The organism is Micromonospora sp. NPDC049275, from assembly GCF_043197115.1.
Taxonomy (GTDB): Bacteria; Actinomycetota; Actinomycetes; order Mycobacteriales; family Micromonosporaceae; genus Micromonospora.
In genome coordinates this window covers 849473-875846 of sequence record NZ_JBICSN010000002.1, presented here as the reverse complement: position 1 = coordinate 875846, position 26374 = coordinate 849473, and the positions used below count along the sequence as shown (strand labels likewise).

Below are 26374 nucleotides of genomic sequence, written 5' to 3'. Positions count from 1 at the left end.
CCACGCCGGTCATCGTCGCGTACACCGGCCGGCGCGTCGTGGACCACCGTAGAGGCCCGCCGGCCGTGGCGTCCCGACCGACGCGGCACCGTCGCGGCTCGGGTCCGGGCGAACCGGCGATCAGTCGTCGGCGCCGGGCACCACCGGAGCGGACCGCGCGTCGCGCAGCGGATCGGCGTTCGCCGCCGCGACCGGGAAGGGCGGCGGAGTCCCACCGAAGGTGGGGCAGAGCGCCTGGTGACTGCACCAGTCGCACAGCCTGCTCGGACGGGGCCGGAAGTCCTGCCGGGCGGTGGCCTGCTCGATCGCCCGCCACAGCGCCACCACCGTGCGCTCGAAGCGGACCAGCTCGTCGGCGTCGGGGGTGTAATCCAACACCTCGGCGTCGCGCAGATAGAGCAGGCGCAGCACCCGCGGCACCACCCCCCGGGTGCGCCACAGCACCAGCGCGTAGAACTTCAGCTGGAACAGCGCCCGCGCCTCGAACGCCTCCCGTGGCGCGCCGCCGGTCTTGTAGTCGACCACCCGCAGCGCGCCGTCCGGGGCGACGTCGAGCCGGTCGAGATAGCCCCGGATCAGCAGCTCGTCGTCGACGACAGCCGAAATCAGGCTCTCCCGCTCGGCCGGCTCCAGCCGGGTCGGATCCTCCACGGCGAAGTAGCCCTCCAGCAGCCCCGCCGCGGAGCGCAGAAACTCCACCGGGCCGGCCGGCTCGGCGTCGTCGAAGATCCCGGCCAGCTCCGGCTGCTCGGTGACCAGCCGATCCCACTGGGGGGCCACCAGGTCACCGGCCGCGGTCGGGGTGCGGCCCTGCGCCGGCAGGTCGAACAGCCGCTCCAGCACCGCGTGCACAAGCGTGCCCCGCGCCTGCTCGACAGTCGTCCGCTCCGGCAACCGGTCGATGCTGCGGAACCGGTAGAGCAGCGGGCAGGTCTTGAAATCCGCCGCCCGCGACGGGGACAGCGAGGCCCGCACCGTCGGCGGCGCCTGCGCCGGGGAGGAGGACTGGGGAGTGGTGACCGGTTCCGCCGTCATGTCCGCAAAGGTTAGGGCACCGGTGTGACACCGCCCGCCGCCCGCCCCACGCCGGGCCGGTCCGTAGCATCGGTGCGATGGAGCAGACACCCCGGCCGCCGCGTCGGCCCGACCGGCGACCCGGTCTGAACGTGGGCCGGGTGCTCGGGGTGCCGCTGCACCTCAACGCCTCGATGCTCCTGCTCGCCGTGCTGGTCGCCGTGCTCTACGCCGAGTTCGCCCGCCGGCAACTGGACCTGCCGCAGGTCAGCGGCTACCTCATCGGCTTCGGGTTCGTGGTGTCACTGCTCGGCTCGGTGCTGCTGCACGAGCTGGGTCACGCGCTCACCGCCCGCCGCTACGGCATCGGTGTGCGCGGGATCACCCTGGAACTGCTCGGCGGGTACACCGAGATGGACCGGGACGCGCCGACGCCCAAGGTCGACCTGCTGGTGTCGCTCGCCGGCCCGGCGGTCTCCGCGGTGCTCGGCGTCCTCGCGGTCGCCGCCACCGTGGCCCTGCCCCCGGGCACCGTGGCCCACCAGCTCGCCTTCCAGCTCGCGCTGAGCAACGTCATCGTCGCGGTGTTCAACATCCTCCCCGGGCTGCCGCTGGACGGCGGGCGTGCCTTACGCGCCGCCGTGTGGGGCCTGACCCGCGACCGGCACCGTGGCACCGAGGTGGCCGGCTGGGCGGGCCGCGTCGTCGCCGTCGGCACCGCCGTCCTCGTCGGCCTGCTGACCCTGACCGACTACCTGGTGCCTGTGGCGCTGCCACTGATGCTGCTTGTCGCCGTCACCCTCTGGCGCGGCGCCGGGCAGTCGATCCGGGCCGCGCGGGTCAGCCGGCGGTTCCCGCTTATCGACCTGGCCCGGCTGGCGCGGCCGATCTGGCCGGTGCCCACCGGCACACCGCTGTCCGAGGCGCAGCGCCGCCGCGCCGAGGGCGGGCAGCCCGCCGCCGCGCTGCTGGTCACCGACTCCACAGGTCACCCGGTGGCGCTTGTCGACCCGGCCGCCGCCGCGGCCGTCCCCGCCGAGCGCCGCCCCTGGCTGACGGTGGACACCGTCGCCCGCGCACTGACCGCGCTCCCCACCCTGCCGGTCGGGCTGGACGGCGAACGGGTGATGGAGGCCGTGCAGACCCACCCGGGCGCGCAGTACGTGGTGACGTCAGGCGAAGATGTCGTCGGCATTCTGCACATCGGGGACCTGGCACAGCTCCTCGAACCCAACCGGAAGATGACATCGTGACCGCAACTCCCTCCACCGTCGCCGCCGACACCGCCCCCGGAGCGCTGACACCCGTGCACCGTGGCCCGTTCCGGCCCGGTGACCGGGTGCAGCTCACCGACCCCAAGGGGCGGATGCACACCGTGACGCTGGAGCCCGGCAAGGAGTTCCACACCCACCGCGGCATCCTGGCGCACGACGCGCTGATCGGGCTGCCCGACGGCAGCGTGGTGACCACCTCCGGCGGCGGCACCGCCTTCCTGGCGCTGCGTCCGCTGCTCTCGGACTACGTGCTGTCCATGCCGCGCGGCGCCCAGGTGATCTACCCGAAGGACTCGGCGCAGATCGTCGCGATGGGCGACATCTTCCCCGGCGCCAAGGTCCTCGAGGCCGGCGCCGGCTCCGGCGCGCTCAGCTGCTCGCTGCTGCGCGCCGTCGGCACCGAGGGAGAGTTGCACTCGTTCGAGGTGCGCGACGACTTCGCCCAGATCGCCAAGCGCAACGTCGAGGCGTTCTTCAACGGGCCACACCCCTCGTGGAACCTGCACGTCGGCGACGTCGCGCAGTGCCAGGAAACCGGCTTCGACCGGATCATCCTCGACATGCTCACCCCCTGGGAGACCCTCGACATGGTCGAGCGGGCGCTGGTGCCCGGCGGCGTCTTCATCGGCTACGTCGCCACCACGCCCCAGCTCTCCGAACTCGTCGAGGCGCTGCGCGAGCGCGGCGGCTGGACCGAGCCCCGCGCCTGGGAGTCGTTGGTGCGCGACTGGCACGCCGAGGGCCTCGCCGTCCGCCCCGACCACCGGATGATCGCGCACACCGCGTTCCTGGTCTCCGCGCGCAAGCTCGCCCCGGGCGTCACCGCGCCGCCGCGCCGCCGCAAACCCAGCAAGGGCACCGAGGCGTACGCGCAGCGCCGGCAGGACCTGCGCGAGGCCGAGGCGGCCCGCCAGGCGGCCGCCGCCCGGGCCGCCGACGCGCAGCCCGACACGACCGGGGAGATGGACAGGCCGTGACCATCGGCGAGCGGGGGGAGGCGGCGGCATGAGCCGACCGGGTTACGGCGGCGGCGACCTGCCCGCCGTGTTTCCGGACTGGTCGCCGTACCAGGACCTGGAATCGGCGGCGCGGGCCTACCTGCGCGACCCGGACGTCGCCCTGGAAGCCCTCGGTGGTGTGCTGCGCGGCGCCTCGGTGCTCGGCTTCACCCTGGAACGCTTCGTCAACGAGGTCAACGGCGTGTGGCAGGAGGTCGTCGTCTGCGACGGCAGCCGGCTGATCCTCTGGCACGGTGAGGACGTGCCGCCGGGGGAGGGGCCGCCGGGCTCGATGACGTCGTCGCTGCGGGTGGTGCCGGTCTCCACAGTCACCGAGGTGGGCTGCCGGCGGCGGCTGAACCGCTCCGACAGCGGCGAGATCCGGGTCGACAGCATCGACGTCTACCTGCTGCTCACCTCGCTGGACGAGGCCCCGCCGAGCGAGGAGATGGCGGGTACGCCCCGACACGACGCGCTGCGCTTCGGCAAGACCCTCGACGACGGCGGCGCCGGGCAGATCGCCCGACTGGAGGAGTTCGCCCGGCTGGTGGCGTCGGTGGTCGGCCGCCCGATGCTCTGAGGGCGTACCCCGAACGGGTGGCGTCGGCGTCGCGCGAACGGCGCGACGCCGACGCCCGCCCGACTCAGTCGTCCTCGGCGTCCGGGCCGGCGACCTCGACACCGTCGCCGCGCACCACGTGGATGCAGTCGCCCGGGCACTCCTTCGCGGAGTCGATGACTTCGAGGCGCAGGTGCGCGGGCACGTCCACCCGGCTGCCCGGCGCCATCCGCAGCTCACCATCGACGCCCTTGACGTACGCCAGGCCGTCGATGTCGAACTCGAAAACCTCCGGCGCGTACTGCACGCAGAGCCCGTCACCCGTGCAGAGATCCTGGTCCACCCAGACCTGCAACTGGTCGGTCGCGACCTCGGCCACCGGTGCACCCCCCATGTTCTCCCGTACCAGCCTCCGACGGTACCCGAACGCCCGTACCGGCCCGCCAGGCCACCCTTGGCGATCAAGGTTCGGTGACGAGGGTGTTGCGTGGGACCGAATCGGGCTCATAGCGGCTAGTGTTAGCTCAGAACGTTCAAGCCCCCCGGGGAGGTGGGACGTGGCAGCACGCAGCGACGACGCGGACTCGCGCGCCGCACGGTGGGAGAAGGAAGCCCACGATCTCTCCACGCAGGTCGCGTTCCTTCAGGAGGAACTCGCTCTGGTGCGGCGTAAGTTGACCGAAAGCCCCCGACACGTCCGGCAGCTCGAAGAGCGGCTGGCGGCCACCCAGGCACAGTTGGCGCGGCTGACCGAGAACAACGACCGGCTGGTGAGCACCCTCAAGGAGGCTCGCACGCAGATCGTCACGCTCAAGGAGGAGATCGACCGGCTCGCGCAGCCGCCGAGTGGCTACGGGGTCTTCCTGGCCAAGCACGACGACGGGACGGTGGACGTCTTCACCGGCGGCCGCAAACTGCGGGTCTCCGTCTCGCCCTCACTGGACGTGGACGAGTTGCGTCGCGGCCAGGAGGTCCTGCTCAACGACGCGCTCAACATCGTCGACGCGTTCGGATACGAGCGGGTCGGTGAGGTCGTGATGCTCAAGGAGATCCTGGAGGGACCGAACGGCGGGCCGGGCGACCGGGCGCTTGTGGTCTCCCACTCCGACGAGGAACGCATCGTGCACCTCGCCGAGACGCTCATCGGCTCGGCGATCCGGGCCGGCGACTCGCTCATGATCGAGCCCCGCTCGGCGTACGCGTACGAGCGGATCCCGAAGAGCGAGGTCGAGGAGCTGGTCCTGGAGGAGGTGCCCGACGTCGACTACGGCGACATCGGTGGCCTCCAGTCGCAGATCGAGCAGATCCGCGACGCGGTGGAGCTGCCGTTCCTGCACGCGGACCTGTTCCGCGAGCACCAGCTCCGCCCGCCCAAGGGCATCCTGCTCTACGGCCCGCCCGGCTGCGGAAAGACGCTCATCGCCAAGGCGGTGGCCAACTCGCTGGCCAAGAAGATCGCCGAGCGGCAGGGCAAGGAGAAGCACACCAGCTTCTTCCTCAACATCAAGGGCCCGGAGCTGCTCAACAAGTACGTCGGCGAGACCGAGCGGCACATCCGGCTGATCTTCCAGCGGGCTCGGGAGAAGGCCGGCGAGGGCACCCCGGTGATCGTGTTCTTCGACGAGATGGACTCGATCTTCCGCACCCGCGGCTCCGGTGTCTCCTCCGACGTGGAGAACACGATCGTCCCGCAGCTGCTCAGCGAGATCGACGGCGTGGAGGGCCTGGAGAACGTCATAGTCATCGGCGCCTCCAACCGGGAAGACATGATCGACCCGGCGATCCTGCGCCCCGGTCGCCTCGACGTGAAAATCAAGATCGAGCGACCGGACGCCGAGGCGGCGAAGGACATCTTCTCCAAGTACATCCTCTCCGGGCTGCCGCTGCACCCGGACGACCTCGCCGAACACGGAGCCGACCCCCAGGCCACCGTCGCCGCGATGATCGACGCCGTCGTGCTGCGGATGTACTCCGAAACCGAGGAGAACCGTTTCCTCGAAGTCACCTACGCCAACGGTGACAAGGAAGTCCTCTACTTCAAGGACTTCAACTCCGGCGCGATGATCCAGAACATCGTCGACCGGAGCAAGAAGATGGCCATCAAGGAATTCCTCACCTCCGGTCGCAAGGGCCTGCGCCTGCAGCACCTGCTCGACGCCTGCGTCGACGAGTTCCGCGAGAACGAGGACCTCCCCAACACCACAAACCCCGACGACTGGGCCCGCATCTCCGGCAAGAAGGGCGAGCGGATCGTCTACATCCGCACGCTCGTCTCCGGCGGCAAGGGCGCCGAGGCCGGCCGGTCCATCGAGACCGCAAGCAACACCGGCCAGTACCTCTGAGCAAACGGTGACACCAGCGGGCCCGGGACGCGACGCGTCCCGGGCCCCACCCGTCGCGCCCACCCCTGCCGGGCTGGTCCCGGCGACGGGCAGCGGAGACGACACCGGTAACCCGCCCGCACCGGCGTGCCCCCGTCCCCGAACACTCGGACTACGCTCGACATGACGGGGGACCGGGTCGGGCGAGCGAAGCGGGTAGGTCGATGAGCGTAAGACGGATCATGGGCACCGAGGTCGAGTACGGCATCTCCGTGCCCGGCCAGGCCGGAGCCAACCCGATGGTCACCTCGTCCCAGGTGGTCAACGCCTACGGGGCCCGGCCCGAGCTCAACCGGGGCGGGCGCGCCCGCTGGGACTACGAGGAGGAGTCGCCGCTGCGCGACGCCCGCGGCTTCACCTACTCCGGGGCCGCCTACGACCCCGCCGAAGCCCTCGCCGACGAGGACCTCGGCCTGGCCAACGTGATACTCACCAACGGCGCACGCCTCTATGTGGACCACGCCCACCCCGAATACTCCACCCCCGAGGTCACCACCCCCCGCGACATCGTGCGCTGGGACAAGGCCGGCGAACGGGTGATGGCCGAGGCGTCCCGCCGGGCCGCCACCATCCCCGGCAGCCAGCCGATCCACCTCTACAAGAACAACACCGACAACAAGGGCGCCAGCTACGGTGCCCACGAGAACTACCTGATGCGCCGGCAGACCCCGTTCGCCGACATCGTGGCGTACCTGACGCCGTTCTTCGTGACCCGGCAGATCGTCTGCGGCGCCGGCCGCGTCGGCATCGGGCAGGACGGCGGGCAGAGCGGCTTCCAGATCTCCCAGCGCGCCGACTTCTTCGAGGTCGAGGTCGGCCTGGAGACCACCCTCAAGCGGCCGATCATCAACACCCGCGACGAGCCGCACGCCGACGCCGACAAGTACCGCCGGCTGCACGTCATCATCGGCGACGCCAATCTCTCCGAGATCTCCACCTACCTCAAGGTGGGCACCACCGCGCTGATCCTCACCATGATCGAGGAGAAGGCGCTCGGCGCCGACCTCGGCATCGCCGACCCGGTCAGCGAACTGCGCGCCGTCAGCCACGACCCCTCCCTGGCGCACCTCATGAGGCTGCGCGACGGCCGCCGCCTGACCGCCCTGGACCTGCAGTGGGCGTACCTGGAGCGGGCGCGGTCCTTTGTCGACGACCGCTACGGCACCGACGTCGACGAGCAGACCGCCGACGTACTGGACCGGTGGGAGGACGTGCTGGACCGGCTCGGCCGCGACCCGATGCTCTGCGCCGACGAGCTGGACTGGGTGGCCAAGCTGCGGCTGCTGGAGGGTTACCGCGAGCGGGAGAAGCTCGGCTGGGGCTCGCACAAGCTGCAACTCGTCGACCTGCAGTACTCCGACGTACGCCCGGAGAAGGGCCTCTACAACCGGCTGGTCTCCCGAGGGGCGATGAAGACGCTGCTCACCGACGAGGAGACCCGCCGCGCCATGACCGAGCCCCCGGAGGACACCCGGGCCTACTTCCGTGGCCGCTGCCTCGCCCAGTACGCCTCCGAGGTGGTCGCCGCCAGCTGGGACTCGGTGATCTTCGACGTGGGTCGGGAGTCGCTGGTCCGGGTGCCGATGATGGAGCCGGAGCGGGGCACCCGCGCCCACGTCGGGGCCCTCTTCGACCGCTGCGCCAGCGCCAAGGACCTGTTGGAGACGCTGACCGAGGGCTGAACCCGATCCCGAATGCCCGCCGTGCGCCGCAACCCGGCGCGCGGCGGGCTTTTCGTCGTCCGCGCGAGGTAAGTTCATCGCAGACGATCGCGGAGGAGGCAGCAATGGCCACTCATGACAGCGGCGGCCAGTCGCAGTCCGGCAAGTCCCGCCAGGGCGAGGAGATCGAGGACGTCACCACGGAGGCCAACCCCGAGGTGGCCGAGCGGCACGCCGAGATCACCGAGGACGTCGACGACCTCCTCGACGAGATCGACTCCGTCCTGGAAGAAAACGCAGAGGAATTCGTGAGAGGTTATGTCCAGAAAGGCGGGGAATAGGGCTTAATGTCCGATTTACCGGACCCCTCGGGCAAGGCCTGCCCGCAGTGCGAGAGAGTGCTGCCCAGCACGGACTTCCACCGAAACCGTCGACGGGCAGACGGTCTCGCGTTCTACTGCAAAGCCTGTGCCGCCCTCCGGTCCACGGCGAGCCGGCGTAAGCGGGGCATCGCCCCGCAGCGCCGGTCTCCCACGCCCGTCGGCGAGGGTCTCAAGTGGTGTCCGGACTGCGAGCAGATCAAGCCTCTGGAGGAATTCCCCACCACCACGACCAAGGCGAGTGGCCGGCACAGCTACTGCAAACCCTGCCATAATGCCCGTGGCAAGGAGACCGCGCAGCGGCTCTACGGCGGGACGCGCGAGTATCACCTGCGGCGGCGGTATGGCATCGGTGAGAAGGAGTTTCAGGAGCTCCTGGCCGAGCAGGGCGGGGTCTGCGCGATCTGCGGCGGCGCGGACCCCCAACATCTGGACCACGATCATCGCACCGGGTGGGTGCGCGGGATACTCTGCTTCAACTGCAACGGTGGTCTTGGCCAGTTCCGTGACAGTCCTACGAGGCTGGCCAGGGCGATCACGTACCTGAGAGGAACCACGTGGCAGCGGGCTTTGATCCATCCGGGCGTCTACCAGATGTGTTCACCAACGCGGGGACGTCCTCCTTCACCACGTTTCTGAGCCGGGTGGCGCCCGAGATGCTGCCCGGTCGTCGGCCGTTGCCGCCGGGCATGGCCGCCGACCTGGCGCCGCACGCGACCACCATCGTGGCGATCTCGGCCGCCGGCGGTGTGGTGATGGCCGGCGACCGACGGGCCACCATGGGCAACCTGATCGCCCAGCGCGACATCGAGAAGGTGCACCCCGCCGACGCGTACTCGCTGGTCGGCATCGCGGGCACCGCGGGCATCGGCATCGAGCTGATGCGACTGTTCCAGGTGGAGCTGGAGCACTACGAGAAGATCGAGGGCGCGATGCTCTCGCTCGACGGCAAGGCCAACCGGCTGGCGTCGATGATCCGGGGCAACCTGGGCGCGGCCATGCAGGGCCTGGCCGTGGTTCCGCTGTTCGCCGGCTTCGACCTGGCCGCCGCCGACCCGTCGCGGGCAGGGCGGATCTTCAGCTTCGACGTGACCGGCGGCCCGTACGAGGAGACCGGGTACGACGCGATCGGCTCCGGCTCGCTCTTTGCGAAGTCGGCGCTGAAGAAGCGCTTCCGGGCCGGCATCTCCGTGGACGACGCGACCCGGCTCGCGGTCGAGGCGCTCTACGACGCGGCCGACGACGACACCGCGACCGGCGGACCGGACCTGACCCGCCGGATCTATCCGGTGGTGATGACCGCTACCGCCGAGGGCACCCGCCGGCTGACCGACACCGAGACGGCGGCGATCGCCGAGGGTGTGGTCGCCGGTCGGATGGAGAACCCGGGCGGTTGAGCCCCGTCCACCCCCACCAGTCAGCAGTCGTCAGCACAGCGCCGTAAGGAGAACCGCCGCCGTGGCCATGCAGTTCTACGCCTCGCCCGAACAGATCATGCGCGACCGCTCCGAGCTGGCCCGCAAGGGCATCGCCCGGGGTCGCAGCGCGGTGGTCCTCAGCTACTCCGGCGGGGTGCTCTTCGTCGCGGAGAACCTCTCCAGCGCCCTGCACAAGGTCAGCGAGATCTACGACCGGATCGGCTTCGCCGCGGTCGGCCGCTACAACGAGTTCGAGAATCTGCGCCGGGCCGGTGTGCGGATGGCCGACCTGAACGGGCTCAGCTACGACCGGCGCGACGTCACCGGGCGGGCGCTCGCCAACGCGTTCGCGCAGACGCTCGGCGCGATCTTCACCGAGCAGTCGAAGCCGTTCGAGGTGGAGATCTGCGTGGCCGAGGTCGGGGCGACTCCTGATGACGACGAGCTGTACCGGCTCACGTACGACGGGTCGGTCAACGACGAGCCGGGCCGGATGGCGATGGGTGGCCAGGCCGAGGCGATCACCGGTGTGTTGAAGTCGCAGCACCGTGCGGACATGTCCCTCGGCGAGGCGGCCCGGGTGGCGGTGCAGGCGTTGAGCACCGTCGGCGGTGAGGGCGGCGCGGCCCGCACGATCGCCGCCAACCAGCTCGAGGTGGCGGTGCTGGACCGCCAGCGGGTGGGTCGTACGTTCCGTCGGATCACGGGCGCGGCGTTGACGGCGCTGCTCGATGGTGACGTCGCGGACGCGGACCAGCCGGCCGAGGCGGGTGGCCCGGACACGCCTGCGCAGCCGACCACGGAGGCGCACAAGCCGACGACGTCGGCCGGCTCCGCCGACCTGGAGGACAAGCCGGCGGACGGCAAGTAACGCCTGTCATTGTCAGCGGGCGGCCTGGAAATGGGCCGCCCGCTGCGTCGTGGCGAGCAACGCGCCGGCGGTGGCCACGTCGGACGACCGGGTCATGCGGCCGGTACGGCCTTCAACGGCTCCCACCAGGCCCGGTTGTCGCGGTACCACTGCACGGTCTGCGCCAGGCCGTCGGCGAGGTCGATGCTCGGGGCGTACCCCAACTCTTGATTGATCTTGGTGATGTCCAGCGAGTAGCGGCGGTCGTGGCCCTTGCGGTCGGGGACCGGGACGACCCGGTCCCAGCCGGCGCCGCAGGCGTCCAGCAGCAGGCCGGTCAGCTCCTTGTTGGTCAGCTCCGTGCCGCCGCCGATGTTGTAGACCTCGCCGGCGCGGCCCTTCTGCTGGACCATCGCGATGCCCCGGCAGTGGTCGTGCACGTGCAGCCAGTCGCGGATGTTGCCGCCGTCGCCGTACAGGGGAACGGTGCCGCCGTCGAGCAGGTGGGAGACGAACAGCGGGATGATCTTCTCGGGGAACTGGTACGGCCCGTAGTTGTTGGAGCAGCGGGTGATCACCACGTCCATGCCGTGGGTGCGGTGGTAGGCCAGGGCGAGCAGGTCGGAGCCGGCCTTCGAGGCCGAGTACGGCGAGTTCGGCGCGAGGGGCGAGGTCTCCGTCCAGGAGCCCTCGTCGATCGACCCGTACACCTCGTCGGTGGACACGTGGACGAAGCGGCAGGTGCCGTGGCGCAGCGCGGCGTCCAGCAGAGTCTGCGTGCCGAGCACGTTGGTGCTGACGAACGGCGCGGCGCCGGCGATCGAGCGGTCGACGTGCGATTCCGCCGCGAAGTGCACGACCACGTCGTGCCCGGCGACCACCTCGTCGACCACACCGGGGTCGCAGATGTCGCCCTGCACGAAGCGCAGGCGCGGGTCGTCGCGCACCGGGTCGAGGTTCGCCAGGTTGCCCGAGTAGGTGAGCTTGTCGAGCACCGTCACGCCGGCGGGGTCGACCGCGGGCACGCCCGAAGCGGTGCCAGCAGGCACGCCCAGCAGCATGCGGACGTACTCTGAGCCGATGAATCCGGCACCGCCGGTGACGAGGATCCTCACGGGTCCAGAATGTACGTGAAGCGGTGGGCCGGGCTGTCCGCAGCGAAAACCCATGTCGACGGGCTGATTGCCGCTAAGCTCCCACGGTGCGCGGAATCGTACTCGCCGGCGGCACCGGCTCCCGGCTCTGGCCGATCACCCGGGTAGTTTCCAAGCAGCTGATGCCGGTCTTCGACAAGCCGATGATCTACTACCCGCTCTCCACGCTGGTGATGTCCGGTGTGCGGGAGATCCTGATGATCACCACACCGGAGGACCAGGACCAGTTCCGCCGGTTGCTCGGCGACGGCAGCCAGTTCGGGCTGCGGCTGGAGTACGTCACGCAGGCCCGCCCGGAGGGCATCGCCCAGGCGTTCATCCTCGGCGCGGACTTCATCGGCGACGAGTCGGTGGGGCTGATCCTCGGTGACAACATTTTCCACGGCGTCGGTCTGGGTTGGCAGTTGGCCGCCCACAGCGACCTCGTCGGCGGCCGGGTGTTCGCGTGCCCGGTGGCCAACCCGCAGGAGTACGGCGTGGTGGACTTCGACGCCGAGGGTCGGGTGCTCTCGATCGAGGAGAAGCCGGCTCGGCCGAAGTCGCGCTACGCGGTGCCCGGCCTGTACTTCTACGACAACCGCGTGGTGGACATCGCCCGCAAGATCACTCCCAGCGCCCGGGGCGAATTGGAGATCACGGCGGTCAACGAGGCGTACCGGGAGATCGGTGAGCTGTCCGTCACCCTGCTGGACCGGGGCACGGCCTGGCTGGACACCGGCACGTTCGCCTCGATGATGCAGGCCAGCGAGTTCGTCCGGGTGATTGAGGAGCGGCAGGGCCTGAAGATCGGTTGCGTCGAGGAGGTGGCCTGGCGGGCCGGCCTCATCGACGACGACCAGCTGGCCGCGCTCGCCGAGCCGCTGACCAAGAGCGGCTTCGGCGACTACCTGTTGGGTCTGCTGGCCGAGAAGAACGACGCGCAGGTGACCCGGTGAAGATTCGGGAGCTGGGCATCGAGGGCGCGTGGGAGATCACGCCGCAGCAGCACGGCGACCCCCGGGGCATGTTCATGGAGTGGTACCGCTTCGACAAGCTCGCCGGGGCGGTGGGCCGTCCGTTGCGGCTGGCCCAGGCAAATCTGTCGGTGTCCGCGCGGGGCGTGGTGCGCGGCGTGCACTTCGCCGACGTGCCGCCCGGGCAGGCCAAGTACGTCATCTGCGTGCGCGGCACGGTCCTCGACGTGATCGTGGACCTGCGGGTGGGCTCGTCGACCTTCGGCCGGTGGGAGGGCGTCCAGCTGGACGACACCGACCGGCGGGCGGTCTACCTGAGCGAGGGGCTGGGGCACGGCTTCGGCGCGCTTACCGACGACGCGACGTTGAGCTACCTCTGCTCGGCCACGTACAACCCGGCCGGCGAGCACACGGTGCACCCGCTGGACGAGGAGCTGGGCATCGAATGGCCCGCCGACGTCCCGGTGCTGTCCGCCCGCGACGACGCCGCGCCGACCCTCGCGCAGGCGCGCGAGCGCGGTCTGCTGCCGGAGTACGACGCCTGCCGGCGCCTCGTGACGACCATCGGGCCGGACGGAATGTCGCACTCAACCGGTATGTGACCACCCCCGGAGCACGACCTGTGGTGTGACAGTGACGAACGGGGCCTCCGGGCGGCTAATGTCACATCATGGAGCGGCGAATCTTCGGCCTCGAGACCGAGTACGGCGTCACCTGCACCTATCGCGGGCAGCGGCGGCTGTCCCCGGACGAGGTCGCGCGGTATCTGTTCCGTCGCGTCGTGTCCTGGGGTCGGTCGAGCAACGTGTTCCTGCGCAATGGGGCCCGGCTCTACCTGGACGTCGGGTCGCATCCGGAGTACGCGACACCGGAGTGCGACTCGGTGACCGACCTGGTGGCCCACGACCGGGCCGGCGAGCGGATCCTGGAGGGGCTGCTCGTCGACGCGGAGAAGCGGCTGCACGACGAGGGCATCGCGGGTGAGATCTACCTGTTCAAGAACAACACCGACTCGGCCGGCAACTCGTACGGCTGCCACGAGAACTACCTGGTCTCGCGGCATGGGGAGTTCGGCCGGCTCGCTGACGTGCTCATCCCGTTCCTGGTCACCCGGCAGTTGATCTGTGGGGCCGGCAAGGTCCTGCAGACCCCGCGCGGCGCGGTCTACTGCCTGTCCCAGCGGGCCGAGCACATCTGGGAGGGCGTCTCGTCGGCGACGACCCGCAGCCGTCCGATCATCAACACCCGCGACGAGCCGCACGCCGACGCCGAGCGTTACCGGCGCCTGCACGTGATCGTCGGCGACTCCAACATGAACGAGGTCACCACGCTGCTCAAGGTCGGCACCGCCGACATCGTGCTGCGGATGATCGAGGCCGGCGTCGTCATGCGCGACCTGTCGCTGGAGAACCCGATCCGGGCGATCCGCGAGGTGTCGCACGACATCACCGGCCGGCGCAAGGTGCGGCTGGCCTCCGGCAAGGAGGTCAGCGCGCTGGACATCCAGCAGGAATACCTGGCCAAGGCCACCGAGTTCGTCGAGCGGCGCGGTGGCGACCAGGCCGCCAAGCGGGTCGTCGAGCTGTGGGGCCGGGTGCTCAGCGCGGTGGAGAGCGGTGACCTGGAGCCGGTCTCGCGCGAGATCGACTGGGTCAGCAAGCTGCGGCTGATCGAGCGCTACCAGCGCAAGCACGACCTGCCGTTGTCACACCCCCGGGTGGCGCAGATGGACCTGGCGTACCACGACGTGCGCCGTGGGCGTGGCCTCTACGGGCTGCTGGAGCGTCGCGGCGAGGTGGACCGGGTGGCCACCGACCCGGAGATCTTCGAGGCCAAGGAGACGCCGCCGCAGACCACGCGGGCGCGGCTGCGCGGCGAGTTCATCAGGCACGCCCAGGAGAAGCGGCGCGACTTCACAGTCGACTGGGTGCATCTGAAGCTCAACGACCAGGCGCAGCGCACCGTGCTCTGCAAGGACCCGTTCCGGGCGTACGACGAGCGGGTGGAGCGGTTGATCGCCAGCATGTGACGGGTGTGCCGGTCCCGGCGGTGGTGTACGCCGACGGGGCCGGCCGGCCCGGTAGGCTGGGCGCGCCATGACGACTTCTGGACCATCCGAGCGCTCCGAGCGCTCCGAGCGCGGCACCGAGCGGCAGAACTGGGTCGAACGCCGGCGGGAGAAGATCCGCGCCGAGGTCGACCGCAACAGGCGCGGCGACTACACCGTGCCGACGTGGGTGCTGGCACTTGCGCTGGTGCTCATCGTGGGCGGCTGGCTCGCCCTGATCTTCCTCTCCTGACCCGCCGCCTGAGCTCGCCTTCGGGGTGTCGCTCGGGTGGTCGTCCGTGACCCATCGGGGCCAGAGGTTGGCCCGGTCGGGTCGCGTCGACGGGTACCCGCTCGCCGTCGCCGTCGCGGCGGGTCTGCCCGCCTTGCGCGTCGACGACACCGGACGCGACGACGCGGGAGGCGATCATGGACGACGAACCGAAGGTGCCGCAGCCGGAGCGCGGTGGCGGAGGCTGGCAGGACCCCGGACCGCGCGACGTGATCCGGGACCGGCAGAACCCCGACCTGCTGACTCCGCCGAGCACGGACGCGGGGACACTGCCCAACCTGCGGTTCTCCTTCTCCGACGCGCACACCCGCGTCCAGCGTGGCGGCTGGACCAGAGAGGTGACCGTACGCGAGCTGCCGATCGCCACCGAGCTCAGCGGCGTGGACATGGCGCTGGAACCGGGCGGCTACCGGGAGCTGCACTGGCACAAGCAGTCCGAGTGGGCGTACGTGTCGCGCGGCAGCGCCCGGATCAGCGCGGTCGACCAGGAGGGCCGCAACTTCCTCGACGACGTACACGCCGGCGACCTGTGGTTCTTCCCCCAGGGGGTGCCACACCACATCCAGGCACTCGACGAGGGTGTGGAGTTTCTGCTGGTCTTCGACGACGGGGCGTTCACCGAGAACGGCACGTTCCTGATCAGCGACTTCTTCGCGCACACCCCGAAGGACGTGCTGGCCAAGAACTTCGGGTGGCGACCCGAGCAGCTCGACTCGATCCCGGAGCGGGAGAAGTACATCTTCGCGGGGCAGGTGCCGCCGCCGTTGGACCGTGACCGGGTGGTCAGCCCGACCGGGGACGTGCCCCGCAGCCTGAGCCATCGGCTGCTCGCGCAGAAGCCGCAGCGGTTCGCGGGCGGTCAGGTCCGCATCGCCGACGTCGCCCAGTTCCCCGCGGCCACCACGATCTGCGCCGCGCTGGTCGAGGTCGACCCGGGCGGGATGCGCGAGCTGCACTGGCACCCCACCGACGACGAGTGGCAGTACTACCTCTCCGGCCACGGCCGGATGGGCGTGTTCGCCAGTCAGGGAGTGGCCGGCACCTTCGACATGCGCTCCGGCGACGTCGGGTACGTGCCCTTCGCGTACGGCCACTACATCGAGAACCTCGGCACCGAACCGCTGGTCTTCCTGGAGATGTTCCGCAAACCCCGGTTCGAGTCCGTCTCGCTGACCCAATGGATGGCGAACACCCCGGCACAGGTCAGCGCGGACACCCTCAACCTGCCCCGAGAGCTGATCGAGGCCCTACCCCGCGACCAACGCCCAGTAATCCGCTAAACCCACCCACCCACCCACCCACCCACCCACCCACCCGCCCGCCCGCCCACCCACTCGCGGTGATCATGAAGTTATTGCCACGACACGCCGCGGAGTCGGGCAATAACTTCATGATCAACGGGGCTGAGGGCGGGGGCGGGGACCGGGTGCCGTGGGGGCGGGGTGGGGTGGGGTGGGGTTAGGGGAGGTGGGTGGTGGCTTGGCGGCCGGCTGCGGCCGCCGCCAGGAAGTAGGCGTGGTCGGCGTCGAGGTTGCGGCCCATCGTGGACAGCGGCACGACGCTGGCGCGCAACGCCTCGTCCAGGCCCGCGGTGGGCACCCGGACGATCCGGTGCCGGGCCGTCAGCGGCGCCAGCGCCGCGTCGACCTCGGCCGCGAGGGCCGGGTCCAGGTCGTCGGGCACCACCAGCTCCGCCGGGGCGAGCGCCACCCGGCCGTACGCGGTGAGGCTGTGGTGCGACACGCCCCGGTGCCGGGGGCGGGGGTCGGCGTCGGAGATGCGCAGTGAGCCGACCGGCCGGCCGCCGAGCGTGGCGATCGCGTTGACCGCCTCTCCGACGGCGACGCCGGAGAAGCCCCACCGGGTGCCGGTGCCCAGGTTGCCGGGCCCCTGGGCCACGATTGCCACGTCCGCGTCCAGCACGTGGCGGGCGGCGAGCAGGCCGCCGTGCAGGGTGGTGGCCTCCAGGTCGCCGCCGAACGCCTGCCCGACGGTGATCGTCCCGGCCAGCTCGTCCCGCAGCCCGGCGAGAGTGCGGGAGAACCAGGCCGGCAATGCTCCGCCGTCGGTGAGCAGGTACGCCACCCGGGCTCGTGGGGCGTCGGCCCGGATGCCGGCCAGGATCGCCGGTAACGCCGAGTGCAGGTCGGCGGTGACCACCGGCATTCCGCCCAGGTCGTCGGCGTCGGCGAGGACGGCGCGGTGTGGGCTGGCCTCCTCGTCGACGCCGAGCAGGATCGGCTGCAACGGGGTGTAGCGGGCCTTGACGAGGTGTCCGGCGTCGCGGGTGTCGGAGGCGTCCGGGGGGTCCGGGGGAAGCCGGTCCGGCAGGGCCACCACGAGGGCGTACCCACCGGTGCCCAACCCCATCAGCAGCGCGCCCGCGTTGAGCAGCACCCGGTCACCCGGCTCGGGTGTGCCGACCAGCTCGGGATAGGCCAGCGCCCGCATGCCCGTGCCGTCGGGCAGGTCGACGTCGAGTTCCACCGCCCCGGTCCACTGCCGCCGCAGCGCCGCCACCGTCCCCGCCCGCCATCGCACCATGACGGGCACGCTAGCCGCGCGGACCGGCCGGCCCGCGCTCGGGTCGGCCCGTCCCTCAGCTGGGGTCGGGTTCGCCGCTCGGCGTGGCCTGGGTGGGGTCGGGTTCGCCGCCGGCGTCGACGCTCGGCCTGGCCTGGGTGTGGCGGGCCTTCCCGGGGGCGCCGGGCAGCGAGCGGGTGGGATCGAGGAAGACGTAGCGGATCTCCGGGTACCGCTCGGTGAGCCGCCGCTCGGCCTCGTCGGCGGTGGCCTCGATGGCCGCGCCGGTGGCCTCGTCGCGGAAGTCGACCTTCGCGGCGACGAGGATGTCGTCCGGGCCGAGCTGCATCGTCAGCAGGGTGTCGATCCGCTCGACCTCGGGCAGCCCGGCCAGGTCGTGCTCGATCTCGCGGCGTAGCCGCTCCGGGACGGCCCGACCGACAAGCAGCGACAGGTTGTTGCCGGCCAGGACCCCGGCGACGGCCAGCAGCAGCAACCCGATCAGGATCGATGCGACGCCGTCCCACACCTCGTCGCCGGTGGCCTGGGACAGGCCGACGCCGAGCGCGGCCAGCAGCAGACCGATCAGGGCCGCGCTGTCCTCCAGGAAGACCGCTTTGACCGTGGTGTCGGCGGTCAGCCGCAGGAACCGGCGCGGTGTCGTCTGCCAGCGCGCGGACTCGCGGCGAACCTGCCGCACGGCCCGGGCCAGCGAGATCGACTCGATGACGAACGACACCCCCAACACGATGTACGAGATCAGGTAGTCGCCGCTGTGCTCGTGCACGAGGATGGTGGTGACACCGTGGGTGACGGCGAAGCCGGCGCCGGCCACGAAGGTGAACATCGCGGCGAAGAACGCCCAGACGTAGCTCTCCTTGCCGTACCCGAAGGGGTGTCGCTGGTCGGCCGGGCGTGCCCCGCGGCGCAGCGCCTGGAACAGCAGCACCTCGGTGGTCGTGTCGGCGACCGAGTGCGCGGCCTCGGAGAGCATCGCGGCCGATCCGGAGATCAGCCCGGCGATCAGCTTGGCGATCGCGATGGCGAGGTTGGCGGCGCCCGCGACGACCACCGTGCCGACGCTCTCGCTCTCGGTCTTCATCCCGGCTTGCGACATGGGGGCAACCCTATGACCGCCGCCGTCGGCACGCCCGGCGGGTGGCGCGACACCCCGGATCCGAACAGATGTGCGGCACGCCCGCGTGGGTGCACGCCTGTGCCGCGTCGGCTGCTAGCGTCTACCCGTGTCGCGGACCCGCACCGAACGCCTGGTCAACCTGGTGATCTGCCTCCTGTCCACGCGACGGTTCCTGACCGCCGCGCAGATCGCCGCGACCGTGCCCGGCTACGAGCACGACCCCGACGACGCGCGCGACCACGAGGCGTTCCAGCGCAAGTTCGAGCGGGACAAGGCGGAGCTGCGCGAGCTGGGCGTTCCGCTGGAGACCGGCACGGCAAGCGTCTTCGACGCCGAGCCCGGCTACCGCATCGCCCACCGCGAGTACGCGCTGCCCGACATTCCCCTGGAGCCCGACGAGGCCGCCGCGGTCGGCATCGCCGCCCGCCTGTGGCAGCACGCCGGTCTGGCCGCCGCCGCGTCGTCCGGGCTGGCCAAGCTGCGTGCCGCCGGGGTGGACGTCGACCCGCAGGCCACCCTCGGGCTGGAGCCGATGGTCACCGTCGACCCGGCGTTCGCGCCGCTGACCGCCGCCGCCCGGGACCGCCGGGAGGTCGGGTTCGACTACCGGGTGCCCGATCGGGACGCCTCCACCCGTCGCCGCCTGCAACCGTGGGGCGTGGTCTGCTGGCGGGGGCGGTGGTACGTGGTCGGCCACGACCTGGACCGCGACGCGACCCGCTGCTTCCGCCTGTCCCGGGTGGTCGGGGCGGTCCGGGTGACCGGCGCGCCCGGCGCGTACGAGCCGCCGGCCGGCGTCGACCTGATCAGCCACGTGGCCCGCTGGTCCGGGCCGGTGGAGCGCACCGGCCGGGCCACCGTGCTCGCCGCGCCCGGGCGGGCCGCCGGCCTGCGCCGCTGGGCCGTGGAAGTGACCGCCGGGTCGGAGGGCGACCGGCTGGTCCTGCCGTACGCCGACCCGGACGGGCTGGCGGGCCAGCTCGTCGGGTACGGGCCGGACGTGCGGGTGCTCGACCCGCCGGAGGTCCGCGAGGCGGTCATCCAGCGGCTCAAGGAGATCGCCGCCCGGCACGACGAGCTGGCCGTCTCCGGGGGTGCCCGGTGACCCGCCCGGCCGCCCGCGGCGCTTCTCGGGCCTCCGCCGACCGGCTCGCGCGACTGCTCAACCTGGTGCCCTACCTGCTGGCCCGACCCGGCATCGAGATCGCCGAGGCGGCCGGTGACCTGGGCGTCACCGAACGGCAGCTCCGGGAGGACCTGGAGCTGCTGTGGGTGTGCGGGCTGCCCGGTTACGGCCCCGGTGACCTGATCGACATGGCGTTCGACGGCGACCGGGTGACCATCACCTACGACGCGGGCATCGACCGGCCGTTGCGGCTCACCCCCGACGAGGCCCTCGCGCTCGTGGTGGCGCTGCGGATGCTCGCCGAAACCCCCGGGGTGGCCAACCGGGAGGCCATCGAGCGGGCCCTGGCCAAGATCGAGGACGCCGCCGGTGACCTGGTGGGCGCGCCGGTCGCGGTCCGGCTGCCCGGGGACACCCGGCGGGTCGAGGCGCTGCGCGCCGCCGTGGAGGGCGGCAGGGCGCTGCGGATCACCTACTACACGGCGGCCCGCGACGAGACCACCGAGCGCGTCGTCGACCCGCTGCGGATGTTGATGGTCGGTGGCCGGGCGTACGTGGAGGCGTGGTGCCGCCGCGCGGAGGCGGTCCGGCTGTTCCGGGCCGACCGGATCGACGCGATCGCCGAGCTGGACGAGCCGGCCACCGTTCCGCCGCAGGCGGTTCCGCACGATCGCACCGAGGGTGTCTTCCGGCCGTCGCCCGACCTGCCGCTGATCACCCTGCGGGTCGGCCGGAGCGAGCGGTGGATCACCGAGTACTACCCGTGCGAACGGGTCGAGGCCGGCGACGGCGACCAGTGGCTCGTCTCGCTGCGGGTCACCGACCTGGGGTGGGCGCGGCGGTTCGTGCTGGGCCTCGGCCCGGACGTCGCAGTGGTCGCCCCGGTCGAGCTTGCCGAACAGGTCCGGGCGACCGCGGCCGCCGCCCTCGACGCGTACGCCGTGCCCGCTCCCGCGGCCGCTGTCCGCGCCCCGGCCGATTCCGTGCCGTCGGGCGACACGGCGGTGTCCGCCGGCGCCCAGTAGGCTGACCGGCGTGCTGATCTGGATCGTGCTCGCGGTGGTGCTTCTCCCGCTCGTGGCGCTCGCGCTGGCCGTCCGCCCGGTGCTGAGCCGGCTGCCCCAGCTGCGCCGCGCCGCGGTGGCGTTGCAGCGACGCGCCACCGAGGCGGAGGCGCTGCGGGAGACCGCCGAGGCGTTGCAGCAGCGCGCCGAGGGTGTCCAACGCCAGCTCGACACCGCCCAGCAGCGACTAGCCGTGATCCAGGCCAAGCGCGGCTGACCGACAGCCGTCGGCCACCGCCGCCACCCGGCCGGGCGGCGATGCTTGACTGATCATCACGGTTGGTCAAGACTTCACCGGCCGGGCCCTGATCATCATCCCCGGCAGGTGGCATTCGGTTCATCCGCACGTACGATGGGCTGCGTACCACCCCCGGACACAGAGCGACTGGAGCTTCTCATGGGTGCCCTCAAGCCGTGGCACATCGCCGTTCTCGTGGTTGTGCTGATCCTGCTCTTCGGTGCCAAGCGGCTCCCCGACGCGGCCCGCTCGCTGGGTCGCTCGCTGCGGATCATCAAGGCCGAGACCAAGAGCCTGCAGGACGACGACCGCGACCTCGCCGAGAAGGCCGACGCACAGGCCGGTTACCAGCCGCTGCCGCCGCACACCGGCCAGCAGGCGCCGTACGCCGGGCAGCCGCAGCAGGCGCCGTACCAGCAGGCGCCGGCGCAGCAGCCGGTCGTCGACCCGGTGCACCGCGTCCGCGACAACTGACCGAAGGGCCCCACCACCGTGGCCTTCGCACTGCGTAAGCGCGGCCCGAGCACGTTCGAACGGGCCGCCGACGGCTCGATGACGCTCATCGAGCACGTCCGTGAGCTGCGCAATCGTCTCTTCCGCGCCTCGCTGGGCATCGTGGTCGGTTTCGGCTTCGGCATCTGGCTGGCCGGGCCGGTGCTTCATCTGCTCCAACAGCCCTACTGCGACCTGCCCAAGGCCAGGCTGGCCAATGGCATGTGCAACTTCGTGCAGCTCGGCCCCGCCGACCTGTTCCTGTTGCAGCTGAAGGTCGCGCTCTGGGTCGGGTTGATCGTGGCAGCGCCGATCTGGCTCTACCAGCTCTGGGCGTTCATCGCGCCCGGCCTGCACCGGCACGAGCGGCGTTACGCGTACGTCTTCACCGGTCTGGCCGCGCCCCTGTTCGTCGCCGGAGCGGTGCTGGCCTACTTCGTCACCGCGAAGGGCCTGGAGTTCCTGCTCAACGTCTCCGGTGGCGGTGACATCACCACCACGCTGGACATCACCCGCTACATCTCGTTCGTCACCAACCTGATCCTGCTGTTCGGGGTGGCGTTCGAGTTTCCCTTGCTGGTGCTGATGCTCAACTTCGTGGGCATCGCCAGCGCGAAGCGGCTGCTCAGCTGGTGGCGGGTGGCGATCTTCGTGTTCTTCGCGTTCTCCGCAGTGGTCACCCCCACGCCGGACCCGTTCGGGATGACCGCCCTGGCGGCCTGCCTCTCCGCGCTCTACTTCGCGGCGGTAGGGGTGGCGTTCATCAACGACCGGCGGCGCGGGCGGGGCAAGGAGGTCTACGCCGGTCTCGACGACGACGAGGTGTCGCCGTTGGAGTTCGACGCGGACCCGGTCGTGGCCGGGCAGCGGGTCGACGCGACAGCCCCGGTCGGCGCGCCCGAGCCGATCGCCAAGCCGGCGCCCATCGAGCGCCGCTACGACGACATGACCTGACGGCCCCGCGCCGCCCGGTTCACCGACGCCGTCCCCGCCTGCCGGGGGCGGCGTCGTCGTCGGCGGGCCACCCCTGCGGCGCTCACCCGTCGCGTCGACGGCGGAACTGATCGTGACGTCGCCCGCCCCGGGTGAACGGGGGGTGTCCGACCGGTACGGTGCTGCCCGTGACCGCAGACGATCACCTGCCCGGCCCGCCCACCGACGGCCCGGGTGAGCGCACCCCGGCCGTCGGCGGCTCGGTCGATCGCGTCCGGGATGAGGGTGGCCCCGTGGCCGTGCTCGCCAACCCGACCGCCGGCCGGGGGCGGCACCGGGCCCTGCTGCCCCGGCTGCTGGACGGGTTGGCCGCCGCCGGCCGGCCGGTCCGACTGCTGTCGGCGTCGGATCCGGCCGAGGCGGAGGCGGCGTGCCGGAGCGCGGTCGCCGAGGGCGTCGGCGCGCTGATCGCGGTCGGCGGGGACGGCACCGTGCACCGGGCGATGCAGGCGGTCGCCGGCACCGACGTGCCGTTCGGTCCGGTGCCGGCGGGGACCGGCAACGACTTCGCAGTCGACACCGGCTTTCCGGCCGATCCCGCCGCGGCCGTGGCGGTGATCGCCGACGCGCTGCGCGCGGGCCGGACCCGCCCCGTCGACCTGGCCCGGATGACCGGCGCCGACGGGGCCGCGCGCTGGTACGGGGCTGTCCTCGCGGCGGGCTTCGACGCGATAGTCAACGAGCGCGCCAACCGGATGCGCTGGCCGCGCGGCCCCCGCCGCTACGACCTGGCGATCGTGGCCGAGCTGGCCCGGCTCCGGCCGCGCCGCTACACGCTGCGCCTCGACGGGGTGCCCCACGAGCTGGACGCGGTGCTGGTGGCGGTGGGCAACTGCCCGACGTACGGCGGTGGGATGCGGATCTGCCCCGACGCCGACCCGACGGACGGGCTGCTCGACGTGGTGGTGGCCGGCCGGGTCGACAGGCGGACCCTGATCCGGGTCAAGCCGCGCATCTACCAGGGCACCCACGTGAGCCACCCCCTGGTCACCAGCTACCGGGCGCGCACCGTGGAGGTGGCCGCCGACGGCATCGTCACGTACGCCGACGGGGAACGCTCGCTGCGGCTGCCGGTGACGATCACCGCCGTGCCGGGCGCTCTGCGGCTGCTGCTCTGACCCGTACCGCGCCGATGCTGGCCGCGATGACAAGCGCGATGGCGGCGCACTCCAGCAGGCTCAGCTCCTGCCGCAGCACCAGCCAGCCGGCGAGGGTGGCGATGGCCGGGCCGAGGCTCATCAGCACCGCGAAGGTGGCCGTGGGCATCCGACGCAGGGCCAGCAGCTCCAGGGTGTACGGCAGCCCGGAGGCGAGCACCGCGAGGGCCGTGCCGAGCGCCAGGACCGTCGGGTCGAGCAGCTCCGCGCCGCCGTCGACGACGCCCAGCGGCAGGGTGACAAGCGCGGCCAGGGTCAGGGCCAGGGCCAGCCCGTCCGCGCCCGGAAACCGGCCGCCGACCCGCGCGCTGAGCACGATGTACGCGGCCCACATGGCGCCCGCGCCGAACGCGAAGGCCACACCGGCCGGGTTGAGCCGGTCGAAGCCGCCCTGCCCGAGCAGCGCCACCCCGGCCAGCGCCAGGCCGGCCCAGCACCAGCTCGCCAGCCGCCGGGCGGTGAAGACGGACAGCGCCAGCGGGCCGAGCACCTCCAGGGTCACCGTCGGGCCGAGGGGGATCCGCTCGATGGCCTGGTAGAACAGCGAGTTCATGCCGGCCAGCGCCAGCCCGAAAGCGCCGGCCGCCAGCCAGGCCGGGCGGTCGTACCCGCGCAGTCGGGGCCGGCACACGACGAGCAGCAGCACCGCCGAGATCGTCAGCCGCAGGGTGACCGCCCCGGCCACTCCGGTACGCGGAAAGAGCAGCGCGGCCAGGGCGGAGCCGAACTGCACCGACAGCGCCCCACCGAGCACGAGCCCCACGGCGACGACGCCACCACGCCGCTCCGGTGGCGCGGCAGCGGGGCGTGAGCTGGGCACCAGCGTCTCCGTCACGCGCAAGACGCTAGGCGGTCGCCTCAGGCAACTCTCCGGCGGTGCCCACCCAAGCTGCCCACCACGCACGCGGCCCGCCGCCGCAAGTCCTTGCAATCTTGGACAGTTTCCGTTAGGCCGAACGGAACCTGTCCAAGATTGCGAGAGGCCGGCCCGCGAGCGGCGCGACGCGCCGCCGCGGGGGAGACCCGTTCGGGACGTGTTGATCTTTTTGTCCGTGCGGACGTCGGAGCGCCGACATGGGCGTACGTGTTCGCCATCGCGGTGCTACCGGCGTACGGTCTCGGGTATGACCAGCGCCATGCGGAAACTGTCGATCTCCGTGCCACCCGACGTGGCGGAGCGCTTGGAGCACGAGTCCAACGCCAGCGCGTACATCACCCAGGCTGTCCGGGACCGGATGCGCCTGGACGCACTGGACGCCGAGCTGGCCCACCAGGGCATCCAGATCACCGACCAGGGCGTGGCCGAGGCGCGTGCCCGCCGTGCCGCCGTCGAGGCCGAGTGGTCGCCGGAGCGCCGGGAGGCCCTTCGCGAGCGGGCACGTCGCCAGGCGCTGAACGCCGCCACCGGCACCGTCGAGCAGCCGGCCGCGTGACCCCGGAGGACGACCGGCCGATCCGGCTCGTGCTGGACCGCTCGGCGCTGCTGGCGTACCTGGCGGGATCGGTGCATGTCGGGGAGCCGCTGCACGAGGTCATCCAGGACCGCAACCGGTTCGGCGTCACCGCCGTGACCGCAGCGGAGACGCTGGCGATCGTCAGCGATCCGAAGGAGCGGGCGACCCTGCACCGACTGCTGAACCTGGACGCCTGCGAGGTGCTCCCGACCGAGGGGCACTCCTGGCACGAACTCAGCTTCTGGCGTACGGTGACCGGCCGTGCCGATCTGGCCACCACGGCGCTGGCCGTCCTCGAACACGACGCCTCCATCCTCACGGGGGAGGACAGGTACGGCGACGGTGACCTGCCGGTGATTCACATCCCCGACTGACGGCACGGGAGCCCGGAAGTCAGGTCGGCAGCGCCAGGTCCAGGACGGCGCCGAGGCCGTTCTCCCGGCCCGGGTCGGCGGCCGGGAGCACCAGCACCGCGCAGCCGGCCGCGACGGCGCCCGCGTCGGCAGGTGTGTCGCCGACCATCAGCGTCTGCTCGGGGTCGACGCCGAGCATCCCGCAGGCCCGCCAGAAGATCGCCGGGTCGGGCTTGCAGCGTCCCACCTCGTACGAGAGCACGAACGCGTCGACGAGGTCGGTCAACCCCCAGGCGTCGAAGTGCGGTCGCAGGTCGAAGCCGATGTTGCTGACCACCGCCACCCGCACCCCGGCGTCGCGCAGCGCGGCGAGGGTGGGGGCGGTGTCCGGGTACGGCAGCCAGCCCTCGGCGACGAGCAGCCGCTCGTAGAGCGCGTCGGCGAAGCCCTCGATGCCCGCGTCCACGGTCTCGGCGAGCCCCGTGTACGCCCCCCGGTGCGCGTGCGCGTAGAGGTCCCGGTCGGCCCACAGCTCGGCCAGCCGGGGCGGCACCCGGGCCGGCAGCGGGCCGCCTGCGCGCCCGGCGGTCAGCAGCCGGTCGGCCAGCGAGGTCGCCCGGACCCGATCGAGGGTGACCCCGCAGGCGGCGGCCGCTTCCATGACCCACTGCCGGGGCTCCTCCACCTGGGCCAGGGTGCCGTGGAAGTCGAAGAGCACCGCCTTGACGGGCCGTCGGGACGCCCGGGGTGCGCTGGCATCGGCGACGCTGCCCGGCGGACTGGTCTGGGGCGGTTCGGCATGGTCCGGCACGCCGTGCACCCTACCGACCGCCCCCGACGGCCCCTCCGCACGGC

General features: G+C 71.8%; 29 protein-coding genes. 22 read left to right on the top strand and 7 right to left on the bottom strand.

Annotated elements, in window-relative coordinates; all coding sequences use genetic code 11:
* Positions 1 to 120 precede the first annotated feature (120 nt).
* A complete protein-coding gene (locus tag ACGFIE_RS09485; RefSeq protein ID WP_393292816.1) occupies positions 121 to 1035 on the bottom strand; it encodes a RecB family exonuclease in 915 nt (304 codons plus the stop codon).
* A gap of 140 nt (positions 1036 to 1175) precedes the next feature.
* Here ACGFIE_RS09485 and ACGFIE_RS09480 point away from each other — a divergent pair, with 140 nt between their 5' ends.
* The 3 genes from ACGFIE_RS09480 to ACGFIE_RS09470 are packed head-to-tail and all read left to right on the top strand — an operon-like array spanning position 1176 to position 3866.
* A complete protein-coding gene (locus tag ACGFIE_RS09480; protein WP_393293210.1) occupies positions 1176 to 2267 on the top strand; it encodes a site-2 protease family protein in 1092 nt (363 codons plus the stop codon).
* Complete coding sequence (locus ACGFIE_RS09475; RefSeq protein ID WP_393292814.1) at positions 2264 to 3265, top strand: tRNA (adenine-N1)-methyltransferase; 1002 nt, start codon at positions 2264 to 2266, stop codon at positions 3263 to 3265. The genes ACGFIE_RS09480 and ACGFIE_RS09475 overlap by 4 nt, the downstream gene beginning before the upstream one ends.
* A 28-nt stretch (positions 3266 to 3293) precedes the next feature.
* Positions 3294 to 3866, top strand: a complete 573-nt coding sequence (locus ACGFIE_RS09470) for a hypothetical protein (RefSeq protein ID WP_007459901.1) — start codon at positions 3294 to 3296, stop codon at positions 3864 to 3866.
* 64 nt (positions 3867 to 3930) lie between these two features.
* Here the strand turns inward: ACGFIE_RS09470 and ACGFIE_RS09465 are convergent, their stop codons facing one another.
* A complete protein-coding gene (locus tag ACGFIE_RS09465; RefSeq protein ID WP_039908212.1) occupies positions 3931 to 4224 on the bottom strand; it encodes a ferredoxin in 294 nt (97 codons plus the stop codon).
* 178 nt (positions 4225 to 4402) lie between these two features.
* On the opposite strand from ACGFIE_RS09465, the gene arc reads away from it, so the two are divergent.
* From arc to prcA, 6 genes are all read left to right on the top strand, one after another.
* Positions 4403 to 6187, top strand: coding sequence for a proteasome ATPase (arc, locus tag ACGFIE_RS09460; RefSeq protein WP_363689455.1), 1785 nt, complete (start codon positions 4403 to 4405; stop codon positions 6185 to 6187).
* 203 nt (positions 6188 to 6390) lie between these two features.
* The gene (gene dop / locus ACGFIE_RS09455) at positions 6391 to 7908 is read left to right on the top strand and encodes a depupylase/deamidase Dop (RefSeq protein WP_393292810.1); all 1518 of its coding nucleotides are present in this window, start codon (positions 6391 to 6393) and stop codon (positions 7906 to 7908) included.
* Positions 7909 to 8012: 104 nt separating this feature from the next.
* Positions 8013 to 8228 carry a ubiquitin-like protein Pup gene (locus tag ACGFIE_RS09450; RefSeq protein WP_088948111.1) on the top strand — a complete coding sequence of 72 codons (216 nt, stop codon included), beginning with the start codon at positions 8013 to 8015 and terminating at the stop codon, positions 8226 to 8228.
* Positions 8229 to 8234: 6 nt separating this feature from the next.
* Positions 8235 to 8906, top strand: a complete 672-nt coding sequence (locus tag ACGFIE_RS09445; protein WP_393292807.1) for an endonuclease VII domain-containing protein — start codon at positions 8235 to 8237, stop codon at positions 8904 to 8906.
* On the top strand, positions 8825 to 9664 hold the full coding sequence (prcB, locus tag ACGFIE_RS09440; protein ID WP_363689449.1) for a proteasome subunit beta: 840 nt from the start codon (positions 8825 to 8827) through the stop codon (positions 9662 to 9664). Before ACGFIE_RS09445 ends, prcB begins: the two co-directional genes overlap by 82 nt.
* A 61-nt stretch (positions 9665 to 9725) precedes the next feature.
* A complete protein-coding gene (prcA, locus tag ACGFIE_RS09435; protein WP_393292805.1) occupies positions 9726 to 10556 on the top strand; it encodes a proteasome subunit alpha in 831 nt (276 codons plus the stop codon).
* Positions 10557 to 10648: 92 nt separating this feature from the next.
* On the opposite strand, the gene rfbB is transcribed toward prcA, so the two are convergent.
* Entirely contained in the window at positions 10649 to 11650 is a 1002-nt protein-coding gene (rfbB, locus tag ACGFIE_RS09430) for a dTDP-glucose 4,6-dehydratase (RefSeq protein ID WP_393292803.1), read from the bottom strand.
* An 86-nt stretch (positions 11651 to 11736) separates the two neighbouring features.
* On the opposite strand from rfbB, the gene rfbA reads away from it, so the two are divergent.
* From rfbA to ACGFIE_RS09405, 5 genes are all read left to right on the top strand, one after another.
* Positions 11737 to 12624, top strand: coding sequence for a glucose-1-phosphate thymidylyltransferase RfbA (gene rfbA / locus ACGFIE_RS09425; RefSeq protein ID WP_393292800.1), 888 nt, complete (start codon positions 11737 to 11739; stop codon positions 12622 to 12624).
* A complete protein-coding gene (locus ACGFIE_RS09420; RefSeq protein WP_393292798.1) occupies positions 12621 to 13244 on the top strand; it encodes a dTDP-4-dehydrorhamnose 3,5-epimerase family protein in 624 nt (207 codons plus the stop codon). The genes rfbA and ACGFIE_RS09420 overlap by 4 nt, the downstream gene beginning before the upstream one ends.
* Positions 13245 to 13312: 68 nt before the next feature.
* Positions 13313 to 14671, top strand: coding sequence for a Pup--protein ligase (gene pafA, locus ACGFIE_RS09415; protein WP_393292796.1), 1359 nt, complete (start codon positions 13313 to 13315; stop codon positions 14669 to 14671).
* Between the two features lie 67 nt (positions 14672 to 14738).
* Positions 14739 to 14942 (top strand): hypothetical protein, encoded by a 204-nt coding sequence (locus ACGFIE_RS09410; RefSeq protein WP_393292794.1) that lies wholly within the window; start codon positions 14739 to 14741, stop codon positions 14940 to 14942.
* A gap of 176 nt (positions 14943 to 15118) precedes the next feature.
* Positions 15119 to 16261 carry an oxalate decarboxylase family bicupin gene (locus tag ACGFIE_RS09405; RefSeq protein ID WP_393292792.1) on the top strand — a complete coding sequence of 381 codons (1143 nt, stop codon included), beginning with the start codon at positions 15119 to 15121 and terminating at the stop codon, positions 16259 to 16261.
* Positions 16262 to 16439: 178 nt separating this feature from the next.
* On the opposite strand, the gene ACGFIE_RS09400 is transcribed toward ACGFIE_RS09405, so the two are convergent.
* Both ACGFIE_RS09400 and ACGFIE_RS09395 read right to left on the bottom strand, forming a co-directional pair.
* Entirely contained in the window at positions 16440 to 17525 is a 1086-nt protein-coding gene (locus tag ACGFIE_RS09400; RefSeq protein ID WP_393292790.1) for a DUF3866 family protein, read from the bottom strand.
* Positions 17526 to 17580: 55 nt separating this feature from the next.
* Entirely contained in the window at positions 17581 to 18621 is a 1041-nt protein-coding gene (locus tag ACGFIE_RS09395) for a cation diffusion facilitator family transporter (RefSeq protein WP_393292788.1), read from the bottom strand.
* A gap of 127 nt (positions 18622 to 18748) precedes the next feature.
* Here ACGFIE_RS09395 and ACGFIE_RS09390 point away from each other — a divergent pair, with 127 nt between their 5' ends.
* The 6 genes from ACGFIE_RS09390 to ACGFIE_RS09365 all read left to right on the top strand — a co-directional run bounded on the left by ACGFIE_RS09390 (position 18749) and on the right by ACGFIE_RS09365 (position 23673).
* Positions 18749 to 19747: a WYL domain-containing protein gene (locus tag ACGFIE_RS09390; protein ID WP_363689431.1), complete on the top strand. Its 999-nt coding sequence runs from the start codon at positions 18749 to 18751 to the stop codon at positions 19745 to 19747.
* On the top strand, positions 19744 to 20793 hold the full coding sequence (locus tag ACGFIE_RS09385; protein ID WP_393292786.1) for a helix-turn-helix transcriptional regulator: 1050 nt from the start codon (positions 19744 to 19746) through the stop codon (positions 20791 to 20793). The genes ACGFIE_RS09390 and ACGFIE_RS09385 overlap by 4 nt, the downstream gene beginning before the upstream one ends.
* A gap of 10 nt (positions 20794 to 20803) precedes the next feature.
* Entirely contained in the window at positions 20804 to 21049 is a 246-nt protein-coding gene (locus ACGFIE_RS09380) for a hypothetical protein (RefSeq protein WP_266242080.1), read from the top strand.
* Between the two features lie 180 nt (positions 21050 to 21229).
* Positions 21230 to 21544: a Sec-independent protein translocase subunit TatA gene (gene tatA / locus ACGFIE_RS09375; RefSeq protein ID WP_393292783.1), complete on the top strand. Its 315-nt coding sequence runs from the start codon at positions 21230 to 21232 to the stop codon at positions 21542 to 21544.
* An 18-nt stretch (positions 21545 to 21562) separates the two neighbouring features.
* On the top strand, positions 21563 to 22516 hold the full coding sequence (gene tatC, locus ACGFIE_RS09370; protein ID WP_393292780.1) for a twin-arginine translocase subunit TatC: 954 nt from the start codon (positions 21563 to 21565) through the stop codon (positions 22514 to 22516).
* Between the two features lie 272 nt (positions 22517 to 22788).
* Positions 22789 to 23673 carry a diacylglycerol kinase gene (locus ACGFIE_RS09365; RefSeq protein WP_393293209.1) on the top strand — a complete coding sequence of 295 codons (885 nt, stop codon included), beginning with the start codon at positions 22789 to 22791 and terminating at the stop codon, positions 23671 to 23673.
* Here ACGFIE_RS09365 and ACGFIE_RS09360 read toward each other — a convergent pair.
* The gene (locus ACGFIE_RS09360) at positions 23636 to 24553 is read right to left on the bottom strand and encodes a DMT family transporter (protein ID WP_393292779.1); all 918 of its coding nucleotides are present in this window, start codon (positions 24551 to 24553) and stop codon (positions 23636 to 23638) included. The genes ACGFIE_RS09365 and ACGFIE_RS09360 overlap by 38 nt on opposite strands.
* Before the next feature lie 283 nt (positions 24554 to 24836).
* On the opposite strand from ACGFIE_RS09360, the gene ACGFIE_RS09355 reads away from it, so the two are divergent.
* Positions 24837 to 25145 (top strand): hypothetical protein, encoded by a 309-nt coding sequence (locus ACGFIE_RS09355; RefSeq protein ID WP_393292777.1) that lies wholly within the window; start codon positions 24837 to 24839, stop codon positions 25143 to 25145.
* Positions 25142 to 25540, top strand: coding sequence for a PIN domain-containing protein (locus ACGFIE_RS09350; RefSeq protein ID WP_393292775.1), 399 nt, complete (start codon positions 25142 to 25144; stop codon positions 25538 to 25540). Before ACGFIE_RS09355 ends, ACGFIE_RS09350 begins: the two co-directional genes overlap by 4 nt.
* Before the next feature lie 19 nt (positions 25541 to 25559).
* Here the strand turns inward: ACGFIE_RS09350 and ACGFIE_RS09345 are convergent, their stop codons facing one another.
* Positions 25560 to 26330: an HAD family hydrolase gene (locus tag ACGFIE_RS09345; protein WP_393292773.1), complete on the bottom strand. Its 771-nt coding sequence runs from the start codon at positions 26328 to 26330 to the stop codon at positions 25560 to 25562.
* Between the last annotated feature and the right edge of the window lie 44 nt (positions 26331 to 26374).

Excerpts from the sequence above, each read along its gene's own strand:
- tatA (WP_393292783.1), top strand. The coding sequence starts at position 21,230 with ATGGGTGCCCTCAAGCCGTGGCACATCGCCGTTCTCGTGGTTGTGCTG.
- ACGFIE_RS09410 (WP_393292794.1), top strand. The coding sequence starts at position 14,739 with ATGACGACTTCTGGACCATCCGAGCGCTCCGAGCGCTCCGAGCGCGGC.
- ACGFIE_RS09395 (WP_393292788.1), bottom strand. The coding sequence starts at position 18,621 with ATGTCGCAAGCCGGGATGAAGACCGAGAGCGAGAGCGTCGGCACGGTG.
- dop (WP_393292810.1), top strand. The coding sequence starts at position 6,391 with ATGAGCGTAAGACGGATCATGGGCACCGAGGTCGAGTACGGCATCTCC.
- ACGFIE_RS09445 (WP_393292807.1), top strand. The coding sequence starts at position 8,235 with ATGTCCGATTTACCGGACCCCTCGGGCAAGGCCTGCCCGCAGTGCGAG.
- ACGFIE_RS09470 (WP_007459901.1), top strand. The coding sequence starts at position 3,294 with ATGAGCCGACCGGGTTACGGCGGCGGCGACCTGCCCGCCGTGTTTCCG.
- ACGFIE_RS09485 (WP_393292816.1), bottom strand. The coding sequence starts at position 1,035 with ATGACGGCGGAACCGGTCACCACTCCCCAGTCCTCCTCCCCGGCGCAG.
- ACGFIE_RS09405 (WP_393292792.1), top strand. The coding sequence starts at position 15,119 with ATGGACGACGAACCGAAGGTGCCGCAGCCGGAGCGCGGTGGCGGAGGC.
- pafA (WP_393292796.1), top strand. The coding sequence starts at position 13,313 with ATGGAGCGGCGAATCTTCGGCCTCGAGACCGAGTACGGCGTCACCTGC.
- ACGFIE_RS09450 (WP_088948111.1), top strand. The coding sequence starts at position 8,013 with ATGGCCACTCATGACAGCGGCGGCCAGTCGCAGTCCGGCAAGTCCCGC.
- ACGFIE_RS09400 (WP_393292790.1), bottom strand. The coding sequence starts at position 17,525 with ATGGTGCGATGGCGGGCGGGGACGGTGGCGGCGCTGCGGCGGCAGTGG.
- ACGFIE_RS09355 (WP_393292777.1), top strand. The coding sequence starts at position 24,837 with ATGACCAGCGCCATGCGGAAACTGTCGATCTCCGTGCCACCCGACGTG.